This is a genomic window from Embleya sp. NPDC050493 (genome assembly GCF_044458105.1).
GTDB lineage: Bacteria > Actinomycetota > Actinomycetes > Streptomycetales > Streptomycetaceae > Embleya.
Genome location: NZ_JBITHP010000001.1, coordinates 177,843 through 198,902, shown reverse-complemented (window position 1 = coordinate 198,902; position 21,060 = coordinate 177,843). Strand labels below are relative to the sequence as shown.

The 21,060-nt window shown below is 68.1% G+C and carries 19 protein-coding genes and 1 pseudogene; 8 read left to right on the top strand and 12 right to left on the bottom strand.

Annotated elements, in window-relative coordinates; genetic code table 11:
* Positions 1–49 precede the first annotated feature (49 nt).
* Together ACIBM5_RS00675 and ACIBM5_RS00670 are read right to left on the bottom strand one after the other, a co-directional pair.
* A complete protein-coding gene (locus ACIBM5_RS00675) occupies positions 50–355 on the bottom strand; it encodes a WhiB family transcriptional regulator (protein ID WP_396004701.1) in 306 nt (101 codons plus the stop codon).
* 398 nt (positions 356–753) lie between these two features.
* Complete coding sequence (locus tag ACIBM5_RS00670; RefSeq protein ID WP_396005098.1) at positions 754–1,641, bottom strand: sigma factor-like helix-turn-helix DNA-binding protein; 888 nt, start codon at positions 1,639–1,641, stop codon at positions 754–756.
* Positions 1,642–1,996: 355 nt separating this feature from the next.
* On the opposite strand from ACIBM5_RS00670, the gene ACIBM5_RS00665 reads away from it, so the two are divergent.
* The gene (locus tag ACIBM5_RS00665; protein WP_396004700.1) at positions 1,997–2,569 is read left to right on the top strand and encodes a hypothetical protein; all 573 of its coding nucleotides are present in this window, start codon (positions 1,997–1,999) and stop codon (positions 2,567–2,569) included.
* Between the two features lie 184 nt (positions 2,570–2,753).
* On the opposite strand, the gene ACIBM5_RS00660 is transcribed toward ACIBM5_RS00665, so the two are convergent.
* Entirely contained in the window at positions 2,754–3,872 is a 1,119-nt protein-coding gene (locus ACIBM5_RS00660; protein ID WP_396004699.1) for a LuxR C-terminal-related transcriptional regulator, read from the bottom strand.
* 88 nt (positions 3,873–3,960) lie between these two features.
* Here ACIBM5_RS00660 and ACIBM5_RS00655 point away from each other — a divergent pair, with 88 nt between their 5' ends.
* Positions 3,961–4,491, top strand: coding sequence for a cupin domain-containing protein (locus ACIBM5_RS00655; RefSeq protein WP_396004698.1), 531 nt, complete (start codon positions 3,961–3,963; stop codon positions 4,489–4,491).
* Between the two features lie 86 nt (positions 4,492–4,577).
* Here ACIBM5_RS00655 and ACIBM5_RS00650 read toward each other — a convergent pair whose 3' ends face one another.
* Complete coding sequence (locus tag ACIBM5_RS00650) at positions 4,578–5,312, bottom strand: alpha/beta fold hydrolase (RefSeq protein ID WP_396004696.1); 735 nt, start codon at positions 5,310–5,312, stop codon at positions 4,578–4,580.
* On the opposite strand from ACIBM5_RS00650, the gene ACIBM5_RS00645 reads away from it, so the two are divergent.
* The 3 genes from ACIBM5_RS00645 to ACIBM5_RS00635 all read left to right on the top strand — a co-directional run bounded on the left by ACIBM5_RS00645 (position 5,247) and on the right by ACIBM5_RS00635 (position 7,590).
* Positions 5,247–6,191 carry an SDR family NAD(P)-dependent oxidoreductase gene (locus ACIBM5_RS00645; protein ID WP_396004695.1) on the top strand — a complete coding sequence of 315 codons (945 nt, stop codon included), beginning with the start codon at positions 5,247–5,249 and terminating at the stop codon, positions 6,189–6,191. The two genes, ACIBM5_RS00650 and ACIBM5_RS00645, sit on opposite strands and share 66 nt — an antisense overlap.
* 75 nt (positions 6,192–6,266) lie before the next feature.
* Positions 6,267–7,031, top strand: a complete 765-nt coding sequence (locus ACIBM5_RS00640; RefSeq protein ID WP_396004694.1) for a class I SAM-dependent methyltransferase — start codon at positions 6,267–6,269, stop codon at positions 7,029–7,031.
* Positions 7,032–7,413: 382 nt separating this feature from the next.
* Complete coding sequence (locus ACIBM5_RS00635) at positions 7,414–7,590, top strand: hypothetical protein (protein ID WP_396004693.1); 177 nt, start codon at positions 7,414–7,416, stop codon at positions 7,588–7,590.
* Between the two features lie 625 nt (positions 7,591–8,215).
* Here ACIBM5_RS00635 and ACIBM5_RS00630 read toward each other — a convergent pair.
* Positions 8,216–9,586, bottom strand: coding sequence for an NAD(P)/FAD-dependent oxidoreductase (locus ACIBM5_RS00630; RefSeq protein WP_396004692.1), 1,371 nt, complete (start codon positions 9,584–9,586; stop codon positions 8,216–8,218).
* Positions 9,587–9,947: 361 nt separating this feature from the next.
* On the opposite strand from ACIBM5_RS00630, the gene ACIBM5_RS00625 reads away from it, so the two are divergent.
* A complete protein-coding gene (locus ACIBM5_RS00625; RefSeq protein WP_396004691.1) occupies positions 9,948–10,154 on the top strand; it encodes a hypothetical protein in 207 nt (68 codons plus the stop codon).
* Positions 10,155–10,497: 343 nt separating this feature from the next.
* On the opposite strand, the gene ACIBM5_RS00620 is transcribed toward ACIBM5_RS00625, so the two are convergent.
* The 5 genes from ACIBM5_RS00620 to ACIBM5_RS00600 all read right to left on the bottom strand — a co-directional run bounded on the left by ACIBM5_RS00620 (position 10,498) and on the right by ACIBM5_RS00600 (position 16,096).
* Positions 10,498–13,032 carry an Hsp70 family protein gene (locus ACIBM5_RS00620; RefSeq protein WP_396004690.1) on the bottom strand — a complete coding sequence of 845 codons (2,535 nt, stop codon included), beginning with the start codon at positions 13,030–13,032 and terminating at the stop codon, positions 10,498–10,500.
* 58 nt (positions 13,033–13,090) lie between these two features.
* Complete coding sequence (locus ACIBM5_RS00615; RefSeq protein ID WP_396004688.1) at positions 13,091–13,729, bottom strand: nucleotide exchange factor GrpE; 639 nt, start codon at positions 13,727–13,729, stop codon at positions 13,091–13,093.
* The gene (locus ACIBM5_RS00610) at positions 13,726–13,968 is read right to left on the bottom strand and encodes a hypothetical protein (RefSeq protein ID WP_396004687.1); all 243 of its coding nucleotides are present in this window, start codon (positions 13,966–13,968) and stop codon (positions 13,726–13,728) included. The genes ACIBM5_RS00615 and ACIBM5_RS00610 overlap by 4 nt, the downstream gene beginning before the upstream one ends.
* A 38-nt stretch (positions 13,969–14,006) precedes the next feature.
* On the bottom strand, positions 14,007–15,554 hold the full coding sequence (locus ACIBM5_RS00605; RefSeq protein ID WP_396004686.1) for a hypothetical protein: 1,548 nt from the start codon (positions 15,552–15,554) through the stop codon (positions 14,007–14,009).
* A gap of 281 nt (positions 15,555–15,835) precedes the next feature.
* The gene (locus ACIBM5_RS00600) at positions 15,836–16,096 is read right to left on the bottom strand and encodes a hypothetical protein (RefSeq protein ID WP_396004685.1); all 261 of its coding nucleotides are present in this window, start codon (positions 16,094–16,096) and stop codon (positions 15,836–15,838) included.
* On the opposite strand from ACIBM5_RS00600, the pseudogene ACIBM5_RS00595 reads away from it, so the two are divergent.
* A pseudogene (locus ACIBM5_RS00595) lies at positions 16,080–16,340 on the top strand (3'-5' exonuclease); the annotation flags it as partial. The gene ACIBM5_RS00600 and the pseudogene ACIBM5_RS00595 sit on opposite strands and share 17 nt — an antisense overlap.
* 93 nt (positions 16,341–16,433) lie before the next feature.
* Here the strand turns inward: ACIBM5_RS00595 and ACIBM5_RS00590 are convergent.
* Both ACIBM5_RS00590 and ACIBM5_RS00585 read right to left on the bottom strand, forming a co-directional pair.
* Positions 16,434–18,089, bottom strand: a complete 1,656-nt coding sequence (locus tag ACIBM5_RS00590; protein ID WP_396004684.1) for an N-6 DNA methylase — start codon at positions 18,087–18,089, stop codon at positions 16,434–16,436.
* A gap of 739 nt (positions 18,090–18,828) precedes the next feature.
* Complete coding sequence (locus tag ACIBM5_RS00585; RefSeq protein WP_396004683.1) at positions 18,829–20,322, bottom strand: gamma-glutamyltransferase; 1,494 nt, start codon at positions 20,320–20,322, stop codon at positions 18,829–18,831.
* 196 nt (positions 20,323–20,518) lie between these two features.
* Here ACIBM5_RS00585 and ACIBM5_RS00580 point away from each other — a divergent pair, with 196 nt between their 5' ends.
* On the top strand, positions 20,519–20,845 hold the full coding sequence (locus ACIBM5_RS00580) for an XdhC family protein (protein ID WP_396004682.1): 327 nt from the start codon (positions 20,519–20,521) through the stop codon (positions 20,843–20,845).
* Positions 20,846–21,060: the final 215 nt, after the last annotated feature.

Here is a 21,060-nt window from a genome sequence, read left to right as displayed (position 1 = left end):
CCACGGCACGACGTCCACCGGCCCGGCCCGAGGCGAGAACACCGCGCGATCACGCGGCCGCTGCCGCCGTGTTCCGGGCCTCCCGGAGAGTCCGCAGGCCCCGAGGGGTCGACAGGTCGTGCACCGCACGTCGCTTCACGGCACGGCGTTCCGCTTCCGTGGTTCCACCCCAGATGCCCTCCACCGGATCGACCTCCATGGCCCAGTTCAAGCAGTGCTGCATCACGGGGCAGCGGTGACATGCCGCCTTGGCCTCGTCGATCTGGAGCAGCGCCTTACCACTACGCACGTTGCCGATAGGGAAGAAGAGATCGGGGTCTTCGCCTCTACAGATCGCCATTCCAAGCCAGTTCATGGGAATCTCCTGTGGTGAGGGATGGATGGGACTCGAGGGCTCGACGTCCCCGTAGGAGAATTCGACTCGCCGACGCTCCCTCCGGTGCACGAAGGCCGACAGCTCCTTCATGGACCGGCATGTGAAAAAGCCCCGCACGTGGGTCGGAAAACTCTTCCTGACGCCGTATGGAACACGGCACGGTCCCTGGTAGATGAGACCGAGCGGTCGGCGAATGTGTGACACGGTGGGTCGGTTGCAGCCGGCGGTGCGGTTCGCTACGCCGCCGTCGCCGGTGTGGCACGTGACGATGGCATGGGGAAACCGTGACACGCTCGCAGGTGACGAGGAACGGCCGTACGCCTGTGTCCCGTCCCGAAGGGGCCGGCCCACGAAGGCACGCCGAGGCTCTGCGGGCCTCAGAGGCGAATGGTGCCCGGTTGGTTCCAGGAGCGTAGTTTGTCGGGGTTGAGGACGACCCAGACCTGGACGACCAGGTGGCCGGCGATGTCGAGGGTGATCACCGCCACGACCTGTTCGTCGTACCGCACGACGAGCCCCGTCCGACCGTTGACCGAATGGGTCCGCAGCGTCGTCCGCGGATGCCGGGCCAACAGGGTCAACAGACTCCGAGCCACCCGCTCACTACCGTGAACCGGCCCCACCAACGCCCGAAGCTTCCCCCCGCCGTCGAAGAACACCGCGGCATCGGGCGCCAACAACGACGCCAGCACGGCCGGAGCCTCCGCCACACACGCATCACGCACCGCACGGGTCACCGCGTCATGACGCTCCGGCGTCGTGGGCCGCGAACGCCGCACCCGCAGACTGCGACGCGCACGCTCCGCCAACTCGGCACACTCCCCCTCCGACCGACCCACGATGTCCGCGACCGCACCCGGCGCCATCCCGAACACGTCACTCAACACGAACGCCGCCCGCTCCGCCGGAGACAACGAATCCAACGTGCTCAGCAGCACCGCACCGACCTCACGCTCCAGCGTCGCGTACGCCACCGCCCCGATCTCCCCCGCGCGCTCACCCGCCGCCCGGGACCGCTCGCTCCCCGGCAGCGCCAACCGGGCCAGACAGATACCACCGACGGTCCGCGCCAGCCAGGAACGCGGCGTCGTGATCTCCGCCCGCGCCCTGTCGGACAGCCCGTACCAACACCCATAGGCCTCGGCGATCACACCCTCCGCCTCCCGGGCACCACCCAGCATCCAATTGGCGACATCCAGCAGATACCGCCGCTCCTCCAACAACTCCGCGATCGGTACCGCGTCATCGGCATGCACCACCAGCATCCTCACTCTCACACCACACAACCACCGTCGCAGTCGTCCGGATCCGGCGCACACGGGGCCGACCCACGCGTCTCCTCGCCGGGTGAAGGTGACGAGGCACGTACCGCGACACCGTCTCGCGTGTGCGAGGACGCCGCACCTCTTTCGCGTTCACCGTTGCCCTCTTACAGCTTCCCGGCCGGCCGGCGGCTACTCCACCGGCTGTCCTGCCTCACGGGGACGATCACAACAACAGGGTGCCGGGACCACTCCGCATATGATGCCCACAGGACACACCCGTCCCAGCGTCCGAGGTAAGCGATACCGCAAGTGCCGGACGGGGCACAACAAGAAGGGTTGGGGACGAGAGGAACACATGGCTTCCGAAACCCACACGGCGCGCAACATCGAAATCACGGCCAAGAGTCTCCAGGAGGAACTGGCTCGTCTGGCGATTCAGAAACAGGCGCTGGAACGGGAACTGGCCGCGGTGGTCGCCCATCTCGGCTCCGTTGAACGGGCCGTCAGCGCTCTTGAAGCCCTGATGATCCAGACCACGGCACCGGCGGCCGCGTCCGCCGCCACACCGGACCCGCAGGCCCCGGCGGCTGTGGTTCCGAAGCCGGACACACCTTCCTCGGCCGACCCCGCCACCGCGACCGGTGTCCCCGACCAGCCGCCGGCAAGCCGGAAGCGCGCCCGGCGGCCCTCCTCCACAGCCGGAACCGACGACGCGCACAAGAACTACGGCAAACTCACCGAACAGATCATGGAGCACTTCTCGACAGTCGGTGACGTCGATGTGCGCGCCCGGGACGTCGCGGCCGCACTTGGTCGGGACACCGACAGCGGCAGTATCAACGCGGTCAGGAGCACTCTCGACCGCCTGGTCGGCACGTCCCGCATCCGGCGCACCGGCAGGGGTCTGTACCGCGCTCGGAAGTCCTGAACCGCCGTCGCGGGCACGAGCGAACTCGTTCCGGGCACCGCCACAGGGGCAAGGCGGCGCCCGGAGACGGCACTTCCCGGGCCCGTCTCGAGCGTTCGGCGAAGTTCAAGTGCCTCGGTGGCGGGGGTTGCTCATCTCCCGGCTCCAGGGGCCCTCTGCCTCTGCGGCTCCCGAACAGTGCGGATCACACACCCTGCGGCGGCTGCCGGGGTACCGGGTCGGCGCCACCGGAAAAGAGCGTCCCCACCAGGTCACGCCGGCTTCGCACCCCGGTCTTGGCGAAGATCCTCTTGAGATGCTGCTGCACAGTGTTGGTCGACACGACGAGGTACCCCGCGATCTGAGCGGTCGATCTCCCCTGAAGGATCAATCGCACGACGTCCCGCTCCCGGCCCGTGAGCCCGTAGGCGGACATCAGCAGCGGCAGAACCCGCGCGGGATGCGCGTACTCGACGACCACCGCCGCCTCGTGCGCACCGGCCCCTTCCGCGGTCGAGAGATGCACACCGTGCAGGGCGAGCCAATCGCCTGTACGGCCGGCGACACGAGCCGTGGGCGCCGACGTCCTTCCCTCCTGCCGGTCCGCGGCACGCAGGGCGGTGGCTGCCACGGACAGGACCACTGAAGGAAGCCGGCCGGCGCCCCAGTCGCCGTCCGGAAGCCGGCCCAGCCACCGCTCGATCCCGGGAGACGCCGACCGTACCTTCGAGGCGCGGTCGACAACGATGACGCCGGGTATCTCCGCCGTCCCGTGGTCGTGCACGCCGATCGGCAGGTGCGCTCGTCTCACCGCGAGCGCCAGTTGCGGGGCAACGGTTCGCAGCAGGGTGCGGACATCCGCGTCGAACGGCGGGCGGCCGGCCTCGCGATAGAGGGACAGGGCCCCCCAGGCTTCTTGGGAGCGCGTCCGCAGACTGACCCTCAATTCCTGGTCGCTGCCGACCGTCATACTCCTCCTCCAGCGGGTGCCGGCCCCGAAGCCCCCACCGTTCGCCTCATGGATTGCGGCAATTCCGGATGCGGATCGGCTGATGTCCATGATTCTGTTGACGTCGTCGCAGAAGTGCTCGTGGAACACGAGTTCTTCCAGCAGTACCTCGGGTACGTCCGCCTTGCCCTGCCGGAAGTGGCTGGTGACCAACAGGGACTCCGGGTCGACCGTGTACCAGCAGGCGTCCCAGATGCCGGGGACGACATCACAGAGGACGTCCGTCACGGACTTCCACAAGGGGACGAGTTCCTGACCGCGGCCGGCTGCGTCACCGATCTTCCGCACAGCCCATCGCATGGCCGAATCCTTCACGGCCCAGACCTTATAGCCGGCATGAACGCCGTACCACTTTTCTGGAATACCACTGCCCTGGAGAGCAGCCTATGTTGTGGGGACCTCGATGACCCGCGACTCGATGGGACAATGCATGTTTGAGGTTACGCCCCGTCTCCTCGCGCAGGTGCTGGGGCAGCACCATGCTCCGCCGCGCCGCCTTCTCGGCGGTTCCCGCAACCGCTGCCTGATGAACGGCAGCGAGACGGAGGGGCGATTCGCCCTGGTACAGCATCTCTTGGACCCGTGGGCCCTGGGTAGTCCGATGCAACGACACACACATGAGGACCAGTACCTCTACGTTCTCAGCGGAGAGATCAGGCAGTGGTCGAGCGGTGATGAGGTGCGCGCGAAGGTGGGAGACTCGTTCTTCAAACCACGAGGAGACTGGCACACGTTCTGGAACAGCAGCGACGAACCGGCTTCCGTCCTCGAGATCGTCTCGCCTGCCGGCTGCGAGAACTTCTTCACGGAATTCGCCGAACTCTCCGGCCCCGTCGACGAGAAGGCCCTGACCCGGGTGGCCGCCGAACACGGGTTGCAGTTCGACTGGTCAGCCACTTCCGCCATCGTCCGGCGACACGGCCTGACCTGCTGACCGCCCGGTGCTCGCGCGGGGCGGCCCCGGTCACCGGGCCCCCCCCCGCGCACTCCCGTCGGACACGAGAGCCCATCGCCCGGATCTCACGTGTCCACGCCCGTGCTCCAGTGCGATTCGATCGCCTCGGCCACCTCGGCCGGCCTCTGCAGAACCGGCCAGTGGTTGCAGTCGAGCCGCACCACCTCGGGGGCACCCAGGGAGACGGCGAGCTTCTCACCGAACTCGATCCGACAGGCGGGATCGAGCACACCCCAGAACACCAGGCACGGCGCGGTCACCTGTGACAGCATCGACTCCCATTCCGCGCCCATGGTCAGGGCCGAGCGGTAGAGCGCGAGGATGCTGTCCTTCATGGGCCCGTCCACCCGGCTGACCATCTCCCTGGCCAGGTCGACGGGGACGTCGAAACCTGCCACGACATCGTTGGTGAACGATTCCGGTTCCAGCTCACTCATGAAACGGTCGCCCTCGACCGGGTCCTGCCAGATCTTCGCGAGCGGATGCCACACGTACCCGGCATTGACCGGCCCGTTGCCACCGGCCCACGTACGGACCAGATCGGGCCGCAGGGAGGCGACGCGGGCAGTGAGGATGCAGCCCCAGTCGTGTCCGACCAGGTCCACGGGTTCGCCGACCCGCTCCAGCCGGTCGATGAGCCAGTCGACGTATTCCTCCTTGGTGGAACCGAACCCGTCGGGTCGCGGCATGCCGAACCCGGGCAGGTCCCAGGCCTCCACGTCGGTCCGGGTCAGATGGCGGCGTACGCCGTCCCACACATGGTGGGTGTCGGGAACGCCGTGGATCAGGATCGCAGGCATGAATCCGGTCCTTCGTCGGTAACGGTCACGGTGAACAGGGGCCTGGGCCGGTGGATCTCACGACCGCATCGACCAAGCGGAGCCCCACCCAGGCGACGTACACGCTCCTGGCGGGTACCAGGTCCACTCCAACGCGTGCACTGCGAACTCGTGCATCCGTGTCGGGCCTCCTCGCACGGCCACCTGGCACACGGTGTTCTCACCATGCCACATTCCCGCGTCAGATGGGGCGTGCTGCATGGCATGGGTGGCCTTCACATACACCGTGGCACATTGTTCATTGTCACGAAATGGCATCGGCGTCACCGCCGTCATCTCCACCGCCGTGGACCGGTGGGCCGGCTCGACCTCCTGGTCAACAACGCAGGCGTCACCGCCGTGATGCCCATGGCCGACACCGACGCTTCGATGATCAACCACATGTTCGCCGTCAACGTCACCGCCCCCAGCCTCCTGGCCCACGCAGCCCTGCCCCACCCGCGTGACTCCTCCGGCTCCATCGTCAACGTCTCCAGCACCTACGGACACCGCCCCTGTCCGGAGGAGCGCACTACGCCGCCACCAAGAGCGCCATCGAGCAACTCATCCGAAGCAAAGGGCCCGGCGTCGGCACGCGCCCCCCGCCCTGCCGATCCTCGGGGCCCGCGTCCTGGGTGCGCCCCGGATGCGCCCCCGGGCCCGGGGCCTGAGCGGGCGGCCCGGGGCGGTGAGTCCCGCCCCGATGGGGCCCGGCCAGTTCCTGGTACGGGTTCCAGGGCGTCGACCCCATGCCGTTCGCCCTGCGCTTCCACTCGGACCGAAACGCCCGGCCGGTTCGAATTCCGTGGTGAGCCGGGCCATCGCCGGAACCAGGAACCAGGGCCACCGCGCGTTGTGTGACGTGGGAGAGCCAGGCGTCGGGTCGACCGGCTCACACGGTTGTCACAGACCTGACGCGTCATCTGTCTTGCTGATATGCACAGTGTTATTTCGGGGCCGTCGGCTATTCGGACACCGCAGGACGACTACGCCGTCAGTGCCGAGTTCTACGACGTCCTCCAGGGCCGGCAGGACGCGATACGGGTCGGTGACCTCTACGGCGAAGACGTGCGGAACGCCCGTCTCGGTGTGCTGGATGTCGGCGCCGGGACCGGACGCGTGACCTTGATGTGTCTGGACGAGTCCAGGGTGGGCGTGCACGCGGTCGAACCTTCGCGCGCCATGCGTACACCGCTGATGTCGCGCCTGGCCTCGTTGCCGGCGGAGTCACGAGCGCGGGTGACCGTCCACTGCGAGACGCTCGACGAGGCGGACCTGCACGAGGTCGCCGATGTCGCGATCTGCCACAACACGCTCGCCGGGCTGGCACCCGCCGCACGGCGCACTCTTTGGCCCGCCCTCGCCAGGGCACTGGTTCCCGGTGGTTCGGTGCTCCTTCAGCTCCCACCCGCCCACCTTCCCCGGGAGGAGACCGTCCGTGTCTTCCCGCTTCAGAGGATCGGCCGGCACGAGTACGGAGGCCGCATGGTGATGTCGGCGTTCGGAGGCCGGATCCGCACACGCTTCGACTACTGGGTGTGCGGAGCGGGACGTGTGCTGCGGGAGCACACCGAGACGTTCTGGATGTGGCCGACATCCCGCGCCGAGGTGACCGGTGAGCTGGAGCGACACGGTTTCGTCCGGCTGCCCGAGCGTGACGATCCGACCGTCCTGGTGATGGCCCTCGGCAAGCACTGGTAGGGAGAGCTTCCCGTTCCGCTCGCCCATGCTTCGGGGCCGGAACCTCTGCAGACACCCGTTGATCACTGCGGTTCCGCTCCGCTGATCACTGCGGTTCCGCTCCGCCGCGGTCGGTGAGGGCGGCGATTGCCCCGTCCCGAGAGCGATCCCGCCCTTCCGGTGAACCTCGTGGTCCCCCACCACCGGGATCACACACGAAAGCAATCCGCCCATTCCCGACGAGATCGCCGCCCTGATGGAAATGGAAGAAGTCTCCACCGACGGAAAACTCGCCGAATGACCCACCACTCAACGCCCCACCGCAACACAACCACCGGCATCCGCCCCCGTCCCCCTGTCAAACGAAAGCGGGGCCGATGAGCCGACGGAGCCCGAGGCGCACGTGCGCGAGGGCCGGGCGGATGTGACCGGCCTGGCGGTGCCCAAGGAGACCACTGCCTACCTGTGCGGCCCTGTGTCCTTCATGCAGGCCGTCCGCAGCGATCTGCTCGTCCACGGGCTCAGCCCCGCTGCCATTCACTACGAAGTCTTCGGCCTCGACCTCTGGCTCGGCAAGTAGCTCATCGCGCGGGGCCGGGAGGGAAAGGTGACAGCGGCCGTCCCTCCCAGCTCTCGCACGCCGCCGAGACGGTTTCCTGCCCGAGTCCGGGGACCGGCCGGGGACAACCGGATCCCCATCAGGTCACGCCGCCTTCGCACTCCCGTTACGGCGTGCGCATTCATCCCGAGGCAGGGCCTGCGGTGCAGGAGAATCCGAGGTGATCGGGCCTCGCTCCCGGAGCCGGGTCGGCAGACGGCCGGTGGTCGGCCGGCTCATTCACGTTTCGGGGGCCAGGTCGTGCAGATAGAGCCACCTGGCCTCGGCGGAGGTGCTTCGCGAAGTGCCGCCAGGGAATGGAACTCGCGGAGACTCAAGCCCAGTTCCGGTGAAGGCGTCGCTCGACCGAGGGATCGATCCGGCGGGGGATGCGGTCGAGCGTCCGCCGGCGTGTGCTCAAAGTCGATGTCTCGCTCATGATGGCTGCTCCCAGCAGCGTACGTACGAGCAGGCTCCGGCAAGGCGCCACACGTCACTTCGTACGGAACCAGGCATCGGGGCCGGCTCGTCGGGACCCACAGCGGCCGAACGTCCACGCTCCGGGCGCTCGGCCGGTGGGTGGCGGGTGGCGGCGAGACGGGGCGGCTCACTGCGCCGGGGCGTCGGCCCGCTCGCCGTGCCGGGCGTCTGCCGGCTCACCGTGCCGTGGGTTTCCCGCGGACACGAAGGCTTCCCGGGGACGCTGCACCGCGGCGAGGGAGACGATGTCCCGCCCGTAGAAGATTGCCGTGATCCAGACGGCGAGCACCCGGACCTTGCGTTCCCAGGTCGGAACGGCGAGCACGTGGTAACCGCGGTGCATGAGCCAGGCGGGGAAACCCTTGATGACCAGGCGCCGGTACTGGAAGATCCCCCGGCCGAGCCCCAGAGTGGCCACTACGCCCAGACTGTGGTGGACATAGTTCCGGGTAGGCCGCCCCCGCAGCGTCGCCATGATGTTCTTCGCCAGACGCTTGCCCTGCCGAACCGCGTGCTGGGCGTTGGGAACCGTGTGCGCTCCCGGTCGCGCCACCGCGAGATCGGGCACCGAGGCATCGTCGCCGGCAGCCCACACGTCGGCCACGATCTCCGACTCCGTACCCACGCGAAGATCCGCCCGCACGACGAGCAGACCGCGCTCGTCGACAGGAAGATCCGTGTGGTTGTGAATGATGGGGTTGGACGCGTTTCCCGCCGCCCACACGATCAGGCCCGAATCGAATTCCTCCCCGTTCGACAGCACGACATGACCGCCCGTGGCGGAGACCAGTTGCGTGTTCAGGTGCACCCGCGCCCCGCGCTTCTCCAGCGCCCGTACGACCCACGCTCCGGGCCCGTCGCCGACCTCGGGAAGAATCCGGCCACGCGCCTCAACCAGGTGGAAGTCCAGTTCCCGCGCGTCGAGTTCCGGGTAGTGCTTCAGCAGCCCGGCCGCCAGGGACAGCAGCTCGCCGAACCCCTCCACACCGGAGAATCCCCCACCCACGAAAGTTACGGTGAGGAGCCTGCGCCGCTCGGGGCCGCGAGGCAGTGTCGCCGCGACATCGAACGAGGCCAGCAGCCGGTCACGAATGGCCACGGCCTCCTCGACATGCTTCAACCCGATGGCCTCCTCGCCGATGCCCGGGATGGGAAACGTCCGGGTGACCGCCCCCGCCGTGACCACGAGGATGTCGTAGGCCAGCTCGTACTCCGGCCCTGTCTCCGGCCGAACGGTCACGGTCCGCGCGCTGTTGCGGATCTCGGTCACCGTTCCCGCGATCAGCCGGGTCCGGCGCAGGTGCCGCCGGAGCGAGACCGCCGCGTGCCTGGCCTCCACCGACCCGGCCACAACCTCGGGCAGAAACGGCTGATACGTCATGTAGGGGCGTGCGTCCACCACAGTGACGTGCGCCTCGCCCCGACCCAGCTTCTTCTCCAGGCCCCACGCGGCATAGAAGCCCGCGCAACCGCCGCCGACGATCAAGATCTCACGCACGGTGTCCTCTGTTCCTCTAGGTCGCACCCGTAGAGACAGAACAGAACCGCTGATTGTGACACCGCCTCACCCCGGTGCCCGCACCACGCTCCGTCGCCATGAACGAGACGTACGCACCGCCCGTGCCGACCGACTGACGGCACAGAAGAATTCGCAGCGACCGATGGCTGTCGGCGACCGGACCGGGCGGGCCGCTTGGTGTCGGCGCCGGCCCGGCGGCCGTGAAGCGCACGGCGGTGCTGCGCCGGTCGGCCGGTCTGCACCGACGCAGCGAACCGGGTTGGCGTGAACCAGCGTTGATGGGCAGGATGTTCGCACGACACGGATGTAGAGGGTTGTCGATGTCGACGCGGTGCCCGGTATGAGCAACGACGTCGTACCGATCGTGTACGGCATGCCCGGGCCGTCCCAGCGGGCGCGCGCCCTGGCCGGTAATGTCACCGAACAGGTCAACGTCGTCCGAGATACGTTCGAGGAAGCCGTGGGCCTGGACGGCGTAACCACCCGCCGGAATAAAACCTTAGTCAGAAGCGGCGGCGAGATCGACGTGGGCGAGCCTGGCGGGTAAGGGACCCATGCCCGGAGTGTTATGCGGCGGCGGGCACCAGGCTCGGGAACTTCGACTCCCACATCACCCGCAGGCGCGGCGGCAACCAAAACCACGGCCACACGCGCGCCGGCATGTCCATCGAGCCTGCGCAACGGCCTCGACTTCGAAAAAGCGTCGCCGACGCGGAGACGGACCCCACCGCCGACCCCTGCGCCCGCCGACAGCTGGTCCTGGGCCGGCAAGGGCAACGGATACCGGGCCAGTTGGGGAGCTGACAGACGTGTCCATGAGTTGAAGCCCAGAGGCGCGTGCCGTCGCCGCCCGGGAGAGTTCGGCGCCGTGCCGTTGTTCCCCGTGGCGTTCACCGTCGGGACGGCAGTACGCCCCCGGCCGAAGATGCGGCAACCACGTCCGTGCACTGGTCACGGCCTCGCTCGGCGAGACGCCCGAGGTGTACGAGCTGGGAGTCCTGGGCGTCCTGATCGCCGTACTCCACGGCGTCGCGCAGGGCGTCGCGGGCAGCCAGGACCTCCTTGCGGAGCGTCGTCGGGTAGGAGTCCTGCTCGGCCAAACGGATGGTGAGGATCGCGGTGCGGATCGCCGGATCGAGTCCGCTCCAGAGGTCCTCGGCCTGTTCCGCGGCAGCTTGCATCTTCTCGACGGCCATGGCCCTGCGCGCGTCTCGCACCGCTTCGCCGGCCTTCCGCAGTCTGTCCAGGAGCGACTGCGGTAGCAGCCCACGCCCGTACCGGGCGGCGATGGTCACCCGCACTCCGGCACTGCGAGTCTGTTCACACAACTCCAAGGTGTCGCGAGCCGAGTCGAGCACTCCGTCCAAGGAACGACCCAGGGGTTCCCCCTTACCGAGGGCCTCCAGGTCCGCCAGGGCATCGGTCAACGCGTCGCGCTCTGCGGAAGTAATCTCCTTGTCCCAGGTCTTCAGGAAGTCCACGCAGCGGTAACGGAGTTCGGACGCCTTTCGACTCACGGCGGGGAGCACTCTGGTGCGGTTGAGCTGTTCTCCGCGCCAACCGCCGGAGCCGATACGGACTTTGAGGTCGATGGTCCGATCGACGTCGAGCCGCACCTGAAGAGTGAGCGGTACGTCTCCTGAGAATCCGTCCGTGCGTTCATGAACGAAACTGCCGCAGAACTCGTTGCGATCCGCCGAGCGCGTGTGCGGGCCTTCCCAGAGGTGGAAACGCACCAGCCCACTCCTGTCGCCACGCACCACGAGCGTATCCACCCGCTGCCATTCGGTCGGATACTGAGTCCCCCTGGGGAAGAGGACCTCCACGGTACCGTCCGCGAGTTCGAGCCCGATGTCCTGAGCCGTGACCTGTTGGGCAAGGGCGGTGCCGAATGCTCCGTCACAGAAGGAACAGGAGCTGAGGCCGGCAGCATTGACCATGCCGCAGCCGGGGCACTCCAGGCCGCCGGTGTCCAGTGGCGCGTCGCAGTCGAGACAGACGGTCGCGGATGCAGGGTTGTCGTCCCGGCCACACTCCGAGCACTCCGTGCGGGTCACCGCCGGCGGGGCCGTATGCATTCCGGACAAGTCCGCGGCGCAGACAACGCAGCCGGCACTGCCTTCGGGGGCGGGCACATGGCAGCCCGGACAGTCCACCATCGGGGCGCCGAGGAGCGAAGTGGCGCAGTCCGGGCAGGCGTCGGCGGTGGCGGGGATGCGCTCGGTGGTGCAGGTCACGGCGGGACAATCGAGGGTGTCGACCAGGCCGGCTTCCACGGCCGCCCCATGGGCGACGGCCAGCATGGGGTCCACGGCATGTGACACGGTTCCGTCACCGAAGAGGTCCGTGAGCTCGCGTCGGACGGCCGGGATGTGGGTGGAACCGCCGACCAGGAGCACATGCTGAACGTCCTCAGGCAGCGCCCCGGCCGCCTTCAGCATGGACTCGACCGTCTCGCGCATGCGGCGTACATGCTCGGAGAGCAGTCCTTCGAAGGCCGTGCGCGGCACCGAACCCGACCAGGAGCCGCCCCGGCGGCCGAGTGGCGCGAGGGTCACCTCGGCGACGTCCTGTGCGGACAGTTCGATCTTCACCCGTTGGGCGGCGGTCCGGATCCGGGAGGCGTCTCCCTCGCCGCCGTGGTCGCGCCCGCCGATTTGCTCACGCAGGTGCTTGTCGAGCAGCGCGTCGAAGTCGGCACCGCCGAGGAGATTGTCGCCGCTCAGCGCGTCGACCGAGAAGTAGCCGGGGCCGATCGTCAGCAGTGACACGTCGAAGGTGCCGCCGCCCAGGTCGAAGACGAGCACGCTGACGTGGTCACGGGTTCCGCCCTGTTCTGCCGACCTGACGCCGAACGCGTGTGCGGCGGCAGTCGGTTCCGGCACGGTCCGTGCCACGTGAAAGCCGGCCAGCCGCCCTGCTTCCCGCACGGCGTTGATCTGCGGCTCGGCGAAGTACGCCGGCACGGTGATCACCGCCCTCCGGAACGCCGCCCCTGCGGCGGTTTCGGCGTCCTGCTTGAGCCGCCGCAGCAGGATGGCGGACACCTGCACCGGGGACAGGTAGTGCCCGCCCAGCCGGATCTCCACCGAGCCGTCCGCACTCTCCCGGACGGGCGGCGCGTCGTCGGGCCGCGCCTCCAGCACCTGCTGCACGAGCTCGTCGTCCCAGCGCCGCCCGATCAGCCGCTTCACTTCCGTAATGACCGAACCGGGGTCTCCTGCACGCCAGTTGAGGGCCTCGCTGCCGACCAACAATGCGCCGTGGGAGTCGATGCCCACCGCCGAGGCAGTGGCCTTCCCCCCGTGCCGGTTGACCAAGACCACGGGGACGCCGTTGCTCAGCCAGGCTGCAACGGAGTTGGTGGTTCCGAGATCGATGCCGAGAATCCGCTGCATGGAAGATGCTTTCTCGTGGTGGGTCATGGACGTAGTGAGCACTGCACAGGCACAGCACGCGCACGTGCAGCGTGCTGCCCTCCGATCAGGAGCGCCCGCGTCGAGCCGACGGTCTCCGTCGCAGGCGTCGCTGGGAACGGGTGGTACGCCGAGGCTGTTTCCGGTTACCTCGGGTGGTGGCATCGGGCCCGGGCGGAGCCGGAGCCGGGCCGTCGTCGACCGGCGCAACAAGCTCTTGGTTCGGCTCGCGTTCCGACGCAGGGCTTGGCATCGCAATGATTACCTGCGCGGGCCGGAGGACGCCGGCGCCCAGGCGGAACCCGGTGAGCTTCTCCTGCAGCACCGTGCAATCCGCGGCGCCGGGATGAGACTCGGTTCCGACAACCTCCATCTCCGCCGGATCGACCGGCCTGCCCAGCACCTGAATCGGGGTCACGTCGTGCCGGGCGATCTCGCTGCGAAGCATGCGCTGGGCCGCGTCGATCTGCTCGCCCACGGCCACCAGCGCCGCGGTTGTCTCGCGGGCGGATCGAGCCTCGTGCAAGGCCCCGGAACGACGGCGCGTATCGGCAAGCAGATCATCCAACGGCAGCAGCGAGCGCAGCAGGGCTTGCAGTCGGGACTCGGCCTCGTCCCGCTTGCGCGACAGCGCCTCGACCCGGCGGCGCAGTTTGTCGAGTTCGGACGGGGAACCGGTGATGGTGGCCGGGGCTTGTCCGTTCACGTGCATTCCTCGGGAGCGCGACTGGGAAGGGGCGGGGTGAGCATTTCGGCGACGACGGCGTCGACGATGCTGTGGGAGTTCCGGTCGGCCCGGCGAATGCGCTCGCTCTGTACCGGATCGCGCTGAACCGCGGATTGGGCCTGCGCTGCCTGTTTGCGAAGCAGCGGGGGACGCGCGCCGAGCGGAGTGTCGGGGACGAGTTCGTACAGTGTGGGGCCGAACCAGGGGATGGGAGGCAACTCGGGACTCTCGCCGTCCGGAACTGCTGGGCTGTCGGTCAAAAGAGGGTTTCCTGTCCGGTGGGCTCCTCACCGACGTCGACGCGAAGCCGGTCCGCAACGTCGGCAACAGCATTCAGGAGTTTCACGCGGCGCTTCGCTCCGGCACGCGTGCCTTTGTCTGCGGCATGTTCAGCTTCGCCCAGCAGGAGTTCGACGAGCTTCTCGTCGACGAATTCCTCGTCGTACGGGCCTGCGTGGTCATCGTAGTGGAGCATCTTGCGTATGGCGGCGCGGGCTTGTGCGGTAAGCCCACGCACCGCTGCTGTCACTGCCTTCTCCGCATAGTGGTCGCCGAGCCACCTCCGGGCGAATGCACACTCCGGATCGCGCCGGAGCAGGTCGCGCACCTCGCGGACACCGAGCTTCCCGTCCGGCTGGGCCCCGTCGAACGTCCGACACAAATCCACCCGAAGATGGTCGTCGAGCCCGGCCCTTGCTTCCTTGTCGCCAGGCGACACGGACAAGGCCCGGGCGAACCGCTTCCTGCTCTGCTCGGTATCGCTGTCGAATACCTTCTGGCCCTGTCGCACCAACTCGGCGGTGAGTTCGGCGGCCAGTTCGCTGTCCCCGGGCAGCAACGGATAGGCCGTTTCGAGGCCATGGATTCGGACAATGGTCGAGTAGCCGTACCCGTTCAAGGTCCGCCCAACGTTCTTCCAGGCGCGGCGCACGGCTGCCTGATCGCCGGGTCCCAGAGAATGACCGAGCCGCGCAGCCGTGGCGAAGTCGGCGAGCGCATCGCCCCATTCCCCGGTCTGCGCGCGATCCTGTCCCCGTTGCGACAAGGCTCGGGCCAGCGCATCGGCGCAGGCATGATCATCGACGGAATCCGCGCTCCAGGTGTCCGGGTTCGGGTGGCGCGCGCTGTAAGCCTCAAGCAGGGCGAGACCTTGTCCGTGGCCGACGAGATATCGAGCAGCACACTCGAGCGGGATCAGGCTGTCGGATCCGGTTCCCGACGCCAGTACGGGAGCGAGGCGTTCGGCCGCCCAGGCCGTCTCCCACGCGGCGAGAGCATCTCGGCCGGCGCGGGTGTCCAAAGCATGCAGTAGGTCGGTGATGCGCTTGACCAGACGGCAGCGGGCCTCGTCCCAGTGATCGTCGGCAACAGCCGTGCCGCGCCGCGTGGTGAGCAACGCGCGGAAGCCGCCCGGGTCGTCGTCGTCCAGCAGGTACGCCCACAGCACGATCGTAAGCGCGGCGGTGCCGGGTTCGGAGCGCCCTTCGGTCTCGCAAAGCCTACGAAGGGCTGCCAAGGCGACGGTGTGCACGACGCCTGTCTCCGCTCGCTCCAGGCTCCCCCGGTCGGGGCACCACCGGACCGCCTCGGCCCAGTTCCCGACACGCGCGGCCACCGCGCTTCGCAACACGGCATACCGTGTCGCTGCGTGGGAGTCGGATGGAATGCCGAAATCGTGCTCGATCCGGCGCAGAAGCGGTCGGATATCTGCGAAGTCGGCCCGCAAACACGCTCGTTCGGCACGGCAGAGCAAGGCGGGAACCGTGACGGGCCACGCGAGCCCATCCATGTCGGCCACCTGCACGATCTGTTCTCTCCCCCGGCCCCCGACGCAGCGCAACAACCGTAGATACGTCTGTCGGCAACGTCAACGCGCATCCGGGTGAACCGACTGCCCTGATAACGCGGTCACAGGCAAGCGACACATCCCGCATGCGTAGTAAGGCACGTGGACGCACGAAGCAGACCGCGTGCCGGCTGCTCCACTACGCCGAGACCGCAGGAGCACGGCGGCAGGACGCAGCGGACGCCATCGACACGCATTTGGTGTGCGGCGACCTGCCCGTTCGGGTCGGGTACTCGGGGTCAGGCGACGGCGGAGCCGGACGAAGGTCCCTCGCCTGAAAGCAACTCGGCAGCGTTGTGTGCCTGCGAGTCGGAGCCCTCGGGCAGGAAGTCGCTTGCCGTGCCGTTCCAGCTGACCACGAGTTCGTCGCGGGCGCGGGTCGCAGCGACGAACAACGTGGATCGTGCCCGTTGCCGTTCCTGACGATAGCGATCGGGATTGGTGCGCCGGAAGCTCTCGATGCTCTGATGCGGTACGAGCACGCCAAGGACCGAGGGCATACGGCTGGCCACGATGCATGCGATGAAGGGGCTGGAGTTCCGCGCGGTCTTCGTCCTCGGTGTCGACGCGGGCACCGTCCCGTTCGCGCGTGAGATCACCCCACGCGAGGTGGATCCGCTCCAGCACGACGCCGACCTGCTCCGGGAACGCTGCCTGCTCTTCGTGGCCTGCACCCGTGCGCGCGAGGCGCTGAGTGTGACGTGGAGCGGAACTCCGAGCCCGTTCCTGCCGGACACCGACTGACCGCCGCCGGACGCCGGCGGGTGCGGAGGATACGGGGTTCCCCGTTTCCGGATACGGGGTGCCCCGTATCCTCCGCACCGTCCTCGCTCCCGTTCACTCCCGGGGAGCCAGTGCGCCCGTGGCGAGGCCGTCACGGGCGACCTCGGCGAGCTGCCGACTCAACGTGTCCACCTCGCGCATCCCTTCCTCGAAGGCGGACAGGGCCAGGAAGGCGGAACCGTATCGGCGCTGCTCGCCGATGCTCATGCGAGGGATACGCGAACCCCTGCTGTCGAGGCGGTACGTCCCACTGGCGCTTGTGGATCGGCGGGTGTTCATCGAACTGCGCAGGAATCCCCGCAGAAAGTCCGTGTCGAGCTGTTCGCTGGCCGAGACCGGTTCCGGGCCGTCGTATGTGACGAGTCCGGCGCGCGCGAGATCCGCGACGCCGGTGGTGGCGCCGTCCAGCGAGCCCGGTCCGCCGCCCGCCTCGAGTTCGGGCAGGAGTGCGGCCAATCGGCGGAGGTGGCCCTCCAGTTCCTTGCGCAGGGCGACGTACTCGCCGAGGTAGTCGCGGTCTCGGGAGCGGAGATGGCTGCCGGGGGTCAGGTCGACGGTGTCGTCCAGCAGCTCGATCAGGGGCACGTCCGCGACCTGATCGGGGCGTGGCTCCAGGCTGCCGTCGGGGCTGTTGCCGGTCAGGTCGACCATGCGAACGGTGTGATGCGCATCCGCGTTCGCGGCACTCCCGGGACGCTGGAGACACCACAGGTGAACAGGCAGGGCGTGCGAGGTCGCCGTCCCCGGCGGCAGCGCGATCACTTGGCGCACGATGCCCCGGCGAACGAGTTCCGCTCGGATGCGCCGGCCCGCCTTGCGATAGGCGGCCGAGGCCGGCATGACCATGAGGACCCGACCGCCTGGCTCGGTGTGCGCATAGGCATGCTGGAGCCACGCGAGTTCCCCTTCGGCCTTGGACGGAGTACCGAGTTCCCACCGGGCGTCCAGCAACAGCTCGTCCCGTCCCCACTCGGTCACGCCGACCGGTGGGTCACAAACCACCAAATCCGCCTTGAGGCCCGGCCATTCGTCCGCGCGAAGGGAATCACCCGCCAGGATGCGCACGCCCGATCGGCCCAGGAGATCGGCACGAAGCTGCGCGAAACGGGCGCTGTCGGCATCCACCTCCTGACCGCAGCAGCGCATCCCGACCCCGGAGGCGACGGACAGGAGCAGCGCCCCGATTCCGCAGGCGGGGTCGAACACCGTACCGTCGGCCGGCAACTCGGGGGCGAAGTGGCGCACGGCCCGCACGACCCGCTCGGGAGTCACCTGGTCCGATCCCGCACGCCGAGCGGAGTCCATGAACCGGTCGGTCAATCCATTCACGAGGTCGACGGGTGCTTCGGTGCGAACGAGCCCGCGGACATGGCCGGCGACGTCACTCGGGAGTTCCGACTCACCCGCTCCGGCCAGCGCCGCGGCCACCTCTGCCAGGCCCGCAACCATCTGGTCCCCGTACGCGGCTCGCATGGCCTGCCACAGTTCGACCTCGGGTGACACTCCCTGCCCTTTGCGCTGCCGGTCCAGCCACTCCTGGACCTCGGCGAGCGCATAGAGCGGACTGTTCGCGGCGCCTCCCGCCGGCGCGGGGAAGTCGTCGTAGCGCCGACGCCAGTTGGAGACAGCGGCCCGAGTGACCCCGGCCAGCCGCGCGATCTCGGAACCGGTGACAAGAGGTCCGCCCGATGAAGCACCGCTATCCGTCATCACCACGGCGTACACGGACGTCGATCTTGATCACGAATCATGTTCGTTGACGGTATAAACGTGCTGATGTCGATCACTGTGTGTACCGGGTCGACCTCAAGCCGGCGCGTCGTCGGCATGTCGTCGATTCGCTCGCTTGGGGCGATCCGGTCGTATCGTGGGGTCATGGGGGTCATGGGGGTCATGGGGGTCATGGGGGTCCTGGGGTCATCCCATGTAGTCCTCGGCAGTCCTCGTCGCCTGGCCTGCGGATAGTCGCGGAACTGCACCGGCTTGGCGCGTTGCTCACGAAGACCCGGCCCCATGCAGCCCGGTACGTCTTGTTCTCGTTGAAACCGTTCTCGGTAATCGACACCAAGGCGGGTTACGGGGTGGGCCCGGTGCCGCGCAGCAGAGGCGGATACGGCAGGAACTACCCCTGCCTCTACGCCCGGGCCCCCGGTCTCCTGTACTCCATAGCCCTGCAACAGTTCGACGCGGCTTGGATGCACAGCTCACCCGCACCCCCGACGCCCCAACCCTGACGCCACCCGCCAAGCCCCCGTAGCCGTCCAGAATCCAACCCGTCCTGGATCCACCCGTACACGGTTTGGTCGACCACTCCCCCTACGTGAGCGCGTGCATCGGTAGGAAAATACCCGGAACCGCCGCGGGTCGCGGAGATGAGACGTCGGTAGTCGGCCGGTCCACGTTCTCAGTCATGGAGTTCGTGAAGCGCAGAGTCAGGCAAACCGAGACCTCAGCGTCGCCGGGCCGCGGCGAGCATGGGCTCGTCACGTTCGACCGCTACGTATGTGTCGAGCCCGGCTGCCTCCAGTAAGTCGGCGCCCAGCGACACACGGGGTTCGGTTCCACCCAGCAACTCGGCCCAATCGGAATCGGCTCCTCGCACGTAACCCTCGCGGACCTCTTGCCGAATCCGGTGGCGCTCCCGGGTCTCACGTTCACGAAAGCGCCCTCGCTGCTGACGGCGGACCGCTTCGAGGTCGTCCTCGGTCTCGAACAGCAGGCGTTGGAGACCATGTCCCGAGGTGAGGACGCCCGGCGTCTCCTCGGCGATCCGCCTCTGTTCACGGTGTAGTCGCTCGCAGGCGGCGAACAGACCGCGCGACATACCCAGATGCACCCCTGTCCCTGGGACGGGCGCCGAAATGAAGTCCGCGACACCCGCCCGTTCACGCAAACCCCGATGATCGACCGGCAGCCCTTCCCGCAGCTCCCTCCGCACCTCTCGAGTCTCGATGTCGTCCTCCAACAACACCATGTTCCCGCTCGTCTCCCGCCTGGCGGAGCCACTGCCCGAGCTCAACGCAGTCACCCGCACCCCGGCCTGCGGTCCGTAGCGCAGGTGGAGGTACACCAGGAGTTGGTCCAACGCGGCTTCCAACAAAGCGTCGTCGTCTTCGCTTGCACCACCCGGGGTTGGTCCCGGCACAGGCAATGCAGCTCCCCCACCATCCCCGGGTGTCGGAGGCACCTCGATGTCGTCGAGCGTCATGAAAACCTGGTCCGCAATGCTCGTACCGGTCAGCAGCAAACGATGCGGAAGCCCGGCCATCAGGGCGCTGCCGCTCAGGAGTTGCTTCTGTCCGTCCATCAACTGGGGTTTTCCGATCTTGAAGGCGGCCTTCGCCTCGATCAGCCACCACGGTGACGCGTCCCCCGGGCAATGGCCCCACAAGTCGGGCAACCGCCTCTTCGGGTCGTCGAAACCCGCCAGCCCCGCAGGCGGTCGCGACTCGACGTCGACTGTCGAAGGCAGGCCCATCAGTCCGCAGCACAGCCACTGCGCCATGGTCATCCCAAGCCGGTAGCCGAACGCTCCCCGAGCGGAGCGCTCCGCTCCGTGCGTGTGCACGAGGCTCGGTACGAGCCGCCGTCCCGTGCTGTGCGCGGACACGACCTCATCGACGGGTATGTTCTCCAACGTCAGGTAGGCCTGAAGGGGCGAGATCCGAGCCAGGAGTTCTTGGAGCGCCAACTGCGGATGGTGGACGATCCAGGGCGTGACGTCGCGGCCCACCCGGGCGGCCTGCCTGACGATTTCACGCCAAGTGGTCGTGGCCAAATACCAACCGTGAGGCGGCACCGAGCCGGTGGTGGGCCAAGGTGTCCTCGCGGACTGCCACTGCGAGTTGGGGCGTCGTGCGGGCCCGTCACGGACGAGGATCGGGATGTCCAGCCGGTCCTCGTGTCGTACAACGGCGTCGGCCGTGGCAGAGATGTCCATCATAGTGGTTACTGTGCCGGCGATGACCGGCTTCCGAAGTCAACCGAGCCGAGATCATCGGCGGGATAGCGCAATCACAACGTTGCCAGGCTGACCAAGGTATGAACTTGACGTACCCATAACGACGTTCACCGTCCTGTGCAGAGGTTCCCCAGCCGACCGGCAGAACACGGCGACACAAGGTCGAACAGCCCGACTTGTGCATACTCGACCGCGTTCAGCTCATCCGGGGCAGTCATCTGCGAGTTGCATTCACCGGTCGGTTCGTTCGGCCGGTCCGACGACGGAGCCCTACGCCGGGCCCGCCGGCTCAGCGAGGTGGCCGGCACTATGTCGCGTACGCCAACGCCTGGGCAACACTCGGCAGTTCGCCCCCGCGAGGTTCGGCGCCGCCATGGTCGACTCCTTCGACCATACGGCCGTCGGCGGCGGCCTTTCCGGTGGCTGCGTCGAATGGACGGCCTGTGAACTCGCCCGCATGGTCGTCGAAATCGGCAACACACGGACCCCGCGACGTACAGAGTGAGCGACGACAACGGGGACGACCGCTGTCCCGGCCAACTTCTCAGAGAGTGCCTGGACGCCCGGCGTCGCCGGCGTCTACACGCTCGACCCCCGCCGCGCCCGGCAAGTTCCCGGCCGTGTGCTCCGACCTCGCCAAGGCACCGGACGCCGCAGACCCTGCGACGGTCACGGCAGGCCTCGTCGGCCTCTACACCGACACGTGCGCGTCGGCACGAC

What these genes read in the sequence shown, in the direction of transcription:
- ACIBM5_RS00655 (WP_396004698.1), top strand. Translation starts at nt 3,961, where the DNA reads ATGACCCGCGACTCGATGGGACAATGCATGTTTGAGGTTACGCCCCGT.
- ACIBM5_RS00675 (WP_396004701.1), bottom strand. Translation starts at nt 355, where the DNA reads ATGAACTGGCTTGGAATGGCGATCTGTAGAGGCGAAGACCCCGATCTC.
- ACIBM5_RS00590 (WP_396004684.1), bottom strand. Translation starts at nt 18,089, where the DNA reads ATGACGGATAGCGGTGCTTCATCGGGCGGACCTCTTGTCACCGGTTCC.
- ACIBM5_RS00650 (WP_396004696.1), bottom strand. Translation starts at nt 5,312, where the DNA reads ATGCCTGCGATCCTGATCCACGGCGTTCCCGACACCCACCATGTGTGG.
- ACIBM5_RS00585 (WP_396004683.1), bottom strand. Translation starts at nt 20,322, where the DNA reads ATGATGGACATCTCTGCCACGGCCGACGCCGTTGTACGACACGAGGAC.
- ACIBM5_RS00625 (WP_396004691.1), top strand. Translation starts at nt 9,948, where the DNA reads ATGAGCAACGACGTCGTACCGATCGTGTACGGCATGCCCGGGCCGTCC.
- ACIBM5_RS00620 (WP_396004690.1), bottom strand. Translation starts at nt 13,032, where the DNA reads ATGACCCACCACGAGAAAGCATCTTCCATGCAGCGGATTCTCGGCATC.
- ACIBM5_RS00600 (WP_396004685.1), bottom strand. Translation starts at nt 16,096, where the DNA reads ATGCCCTCGGTCCTTGGCGTGCTCGTACCGCATCAGAGCATCGAGAGC.
- ACIBM5_RS00670 (WP_396005098.1), bottom strand. Translation starts at nt 1,641, where the DNA reads ATGCTGGTGGTGCATGCCGATGACGCGGTACCGATCGCGGAGTTGTTG.
- ACIBM5_RS00665 (WP_396004700.1), top strand. Translation starts at nt 1,997, where the DNA reads ATGGCTTCCGAAACCCACACGGCGCGCAACATCGAAATCACGGCCAAG.
- ACIBM5_RS00645 (WP_396004695.1), top strand. Translation starts at nt 5,247, where the DNA reads ATGGCGGCGTACGCCGTCCCACACATGGTGGGTGTCGGGAACGCCGTG.
- ACIBM5_RS00640 (WP_396004694.1), top strand. Translation starts at nt 6,267, where the DNA reads ATGCACAGTGTTATTTCGGGGCCGTCGGCTATTCGGACACCGCAGGAC.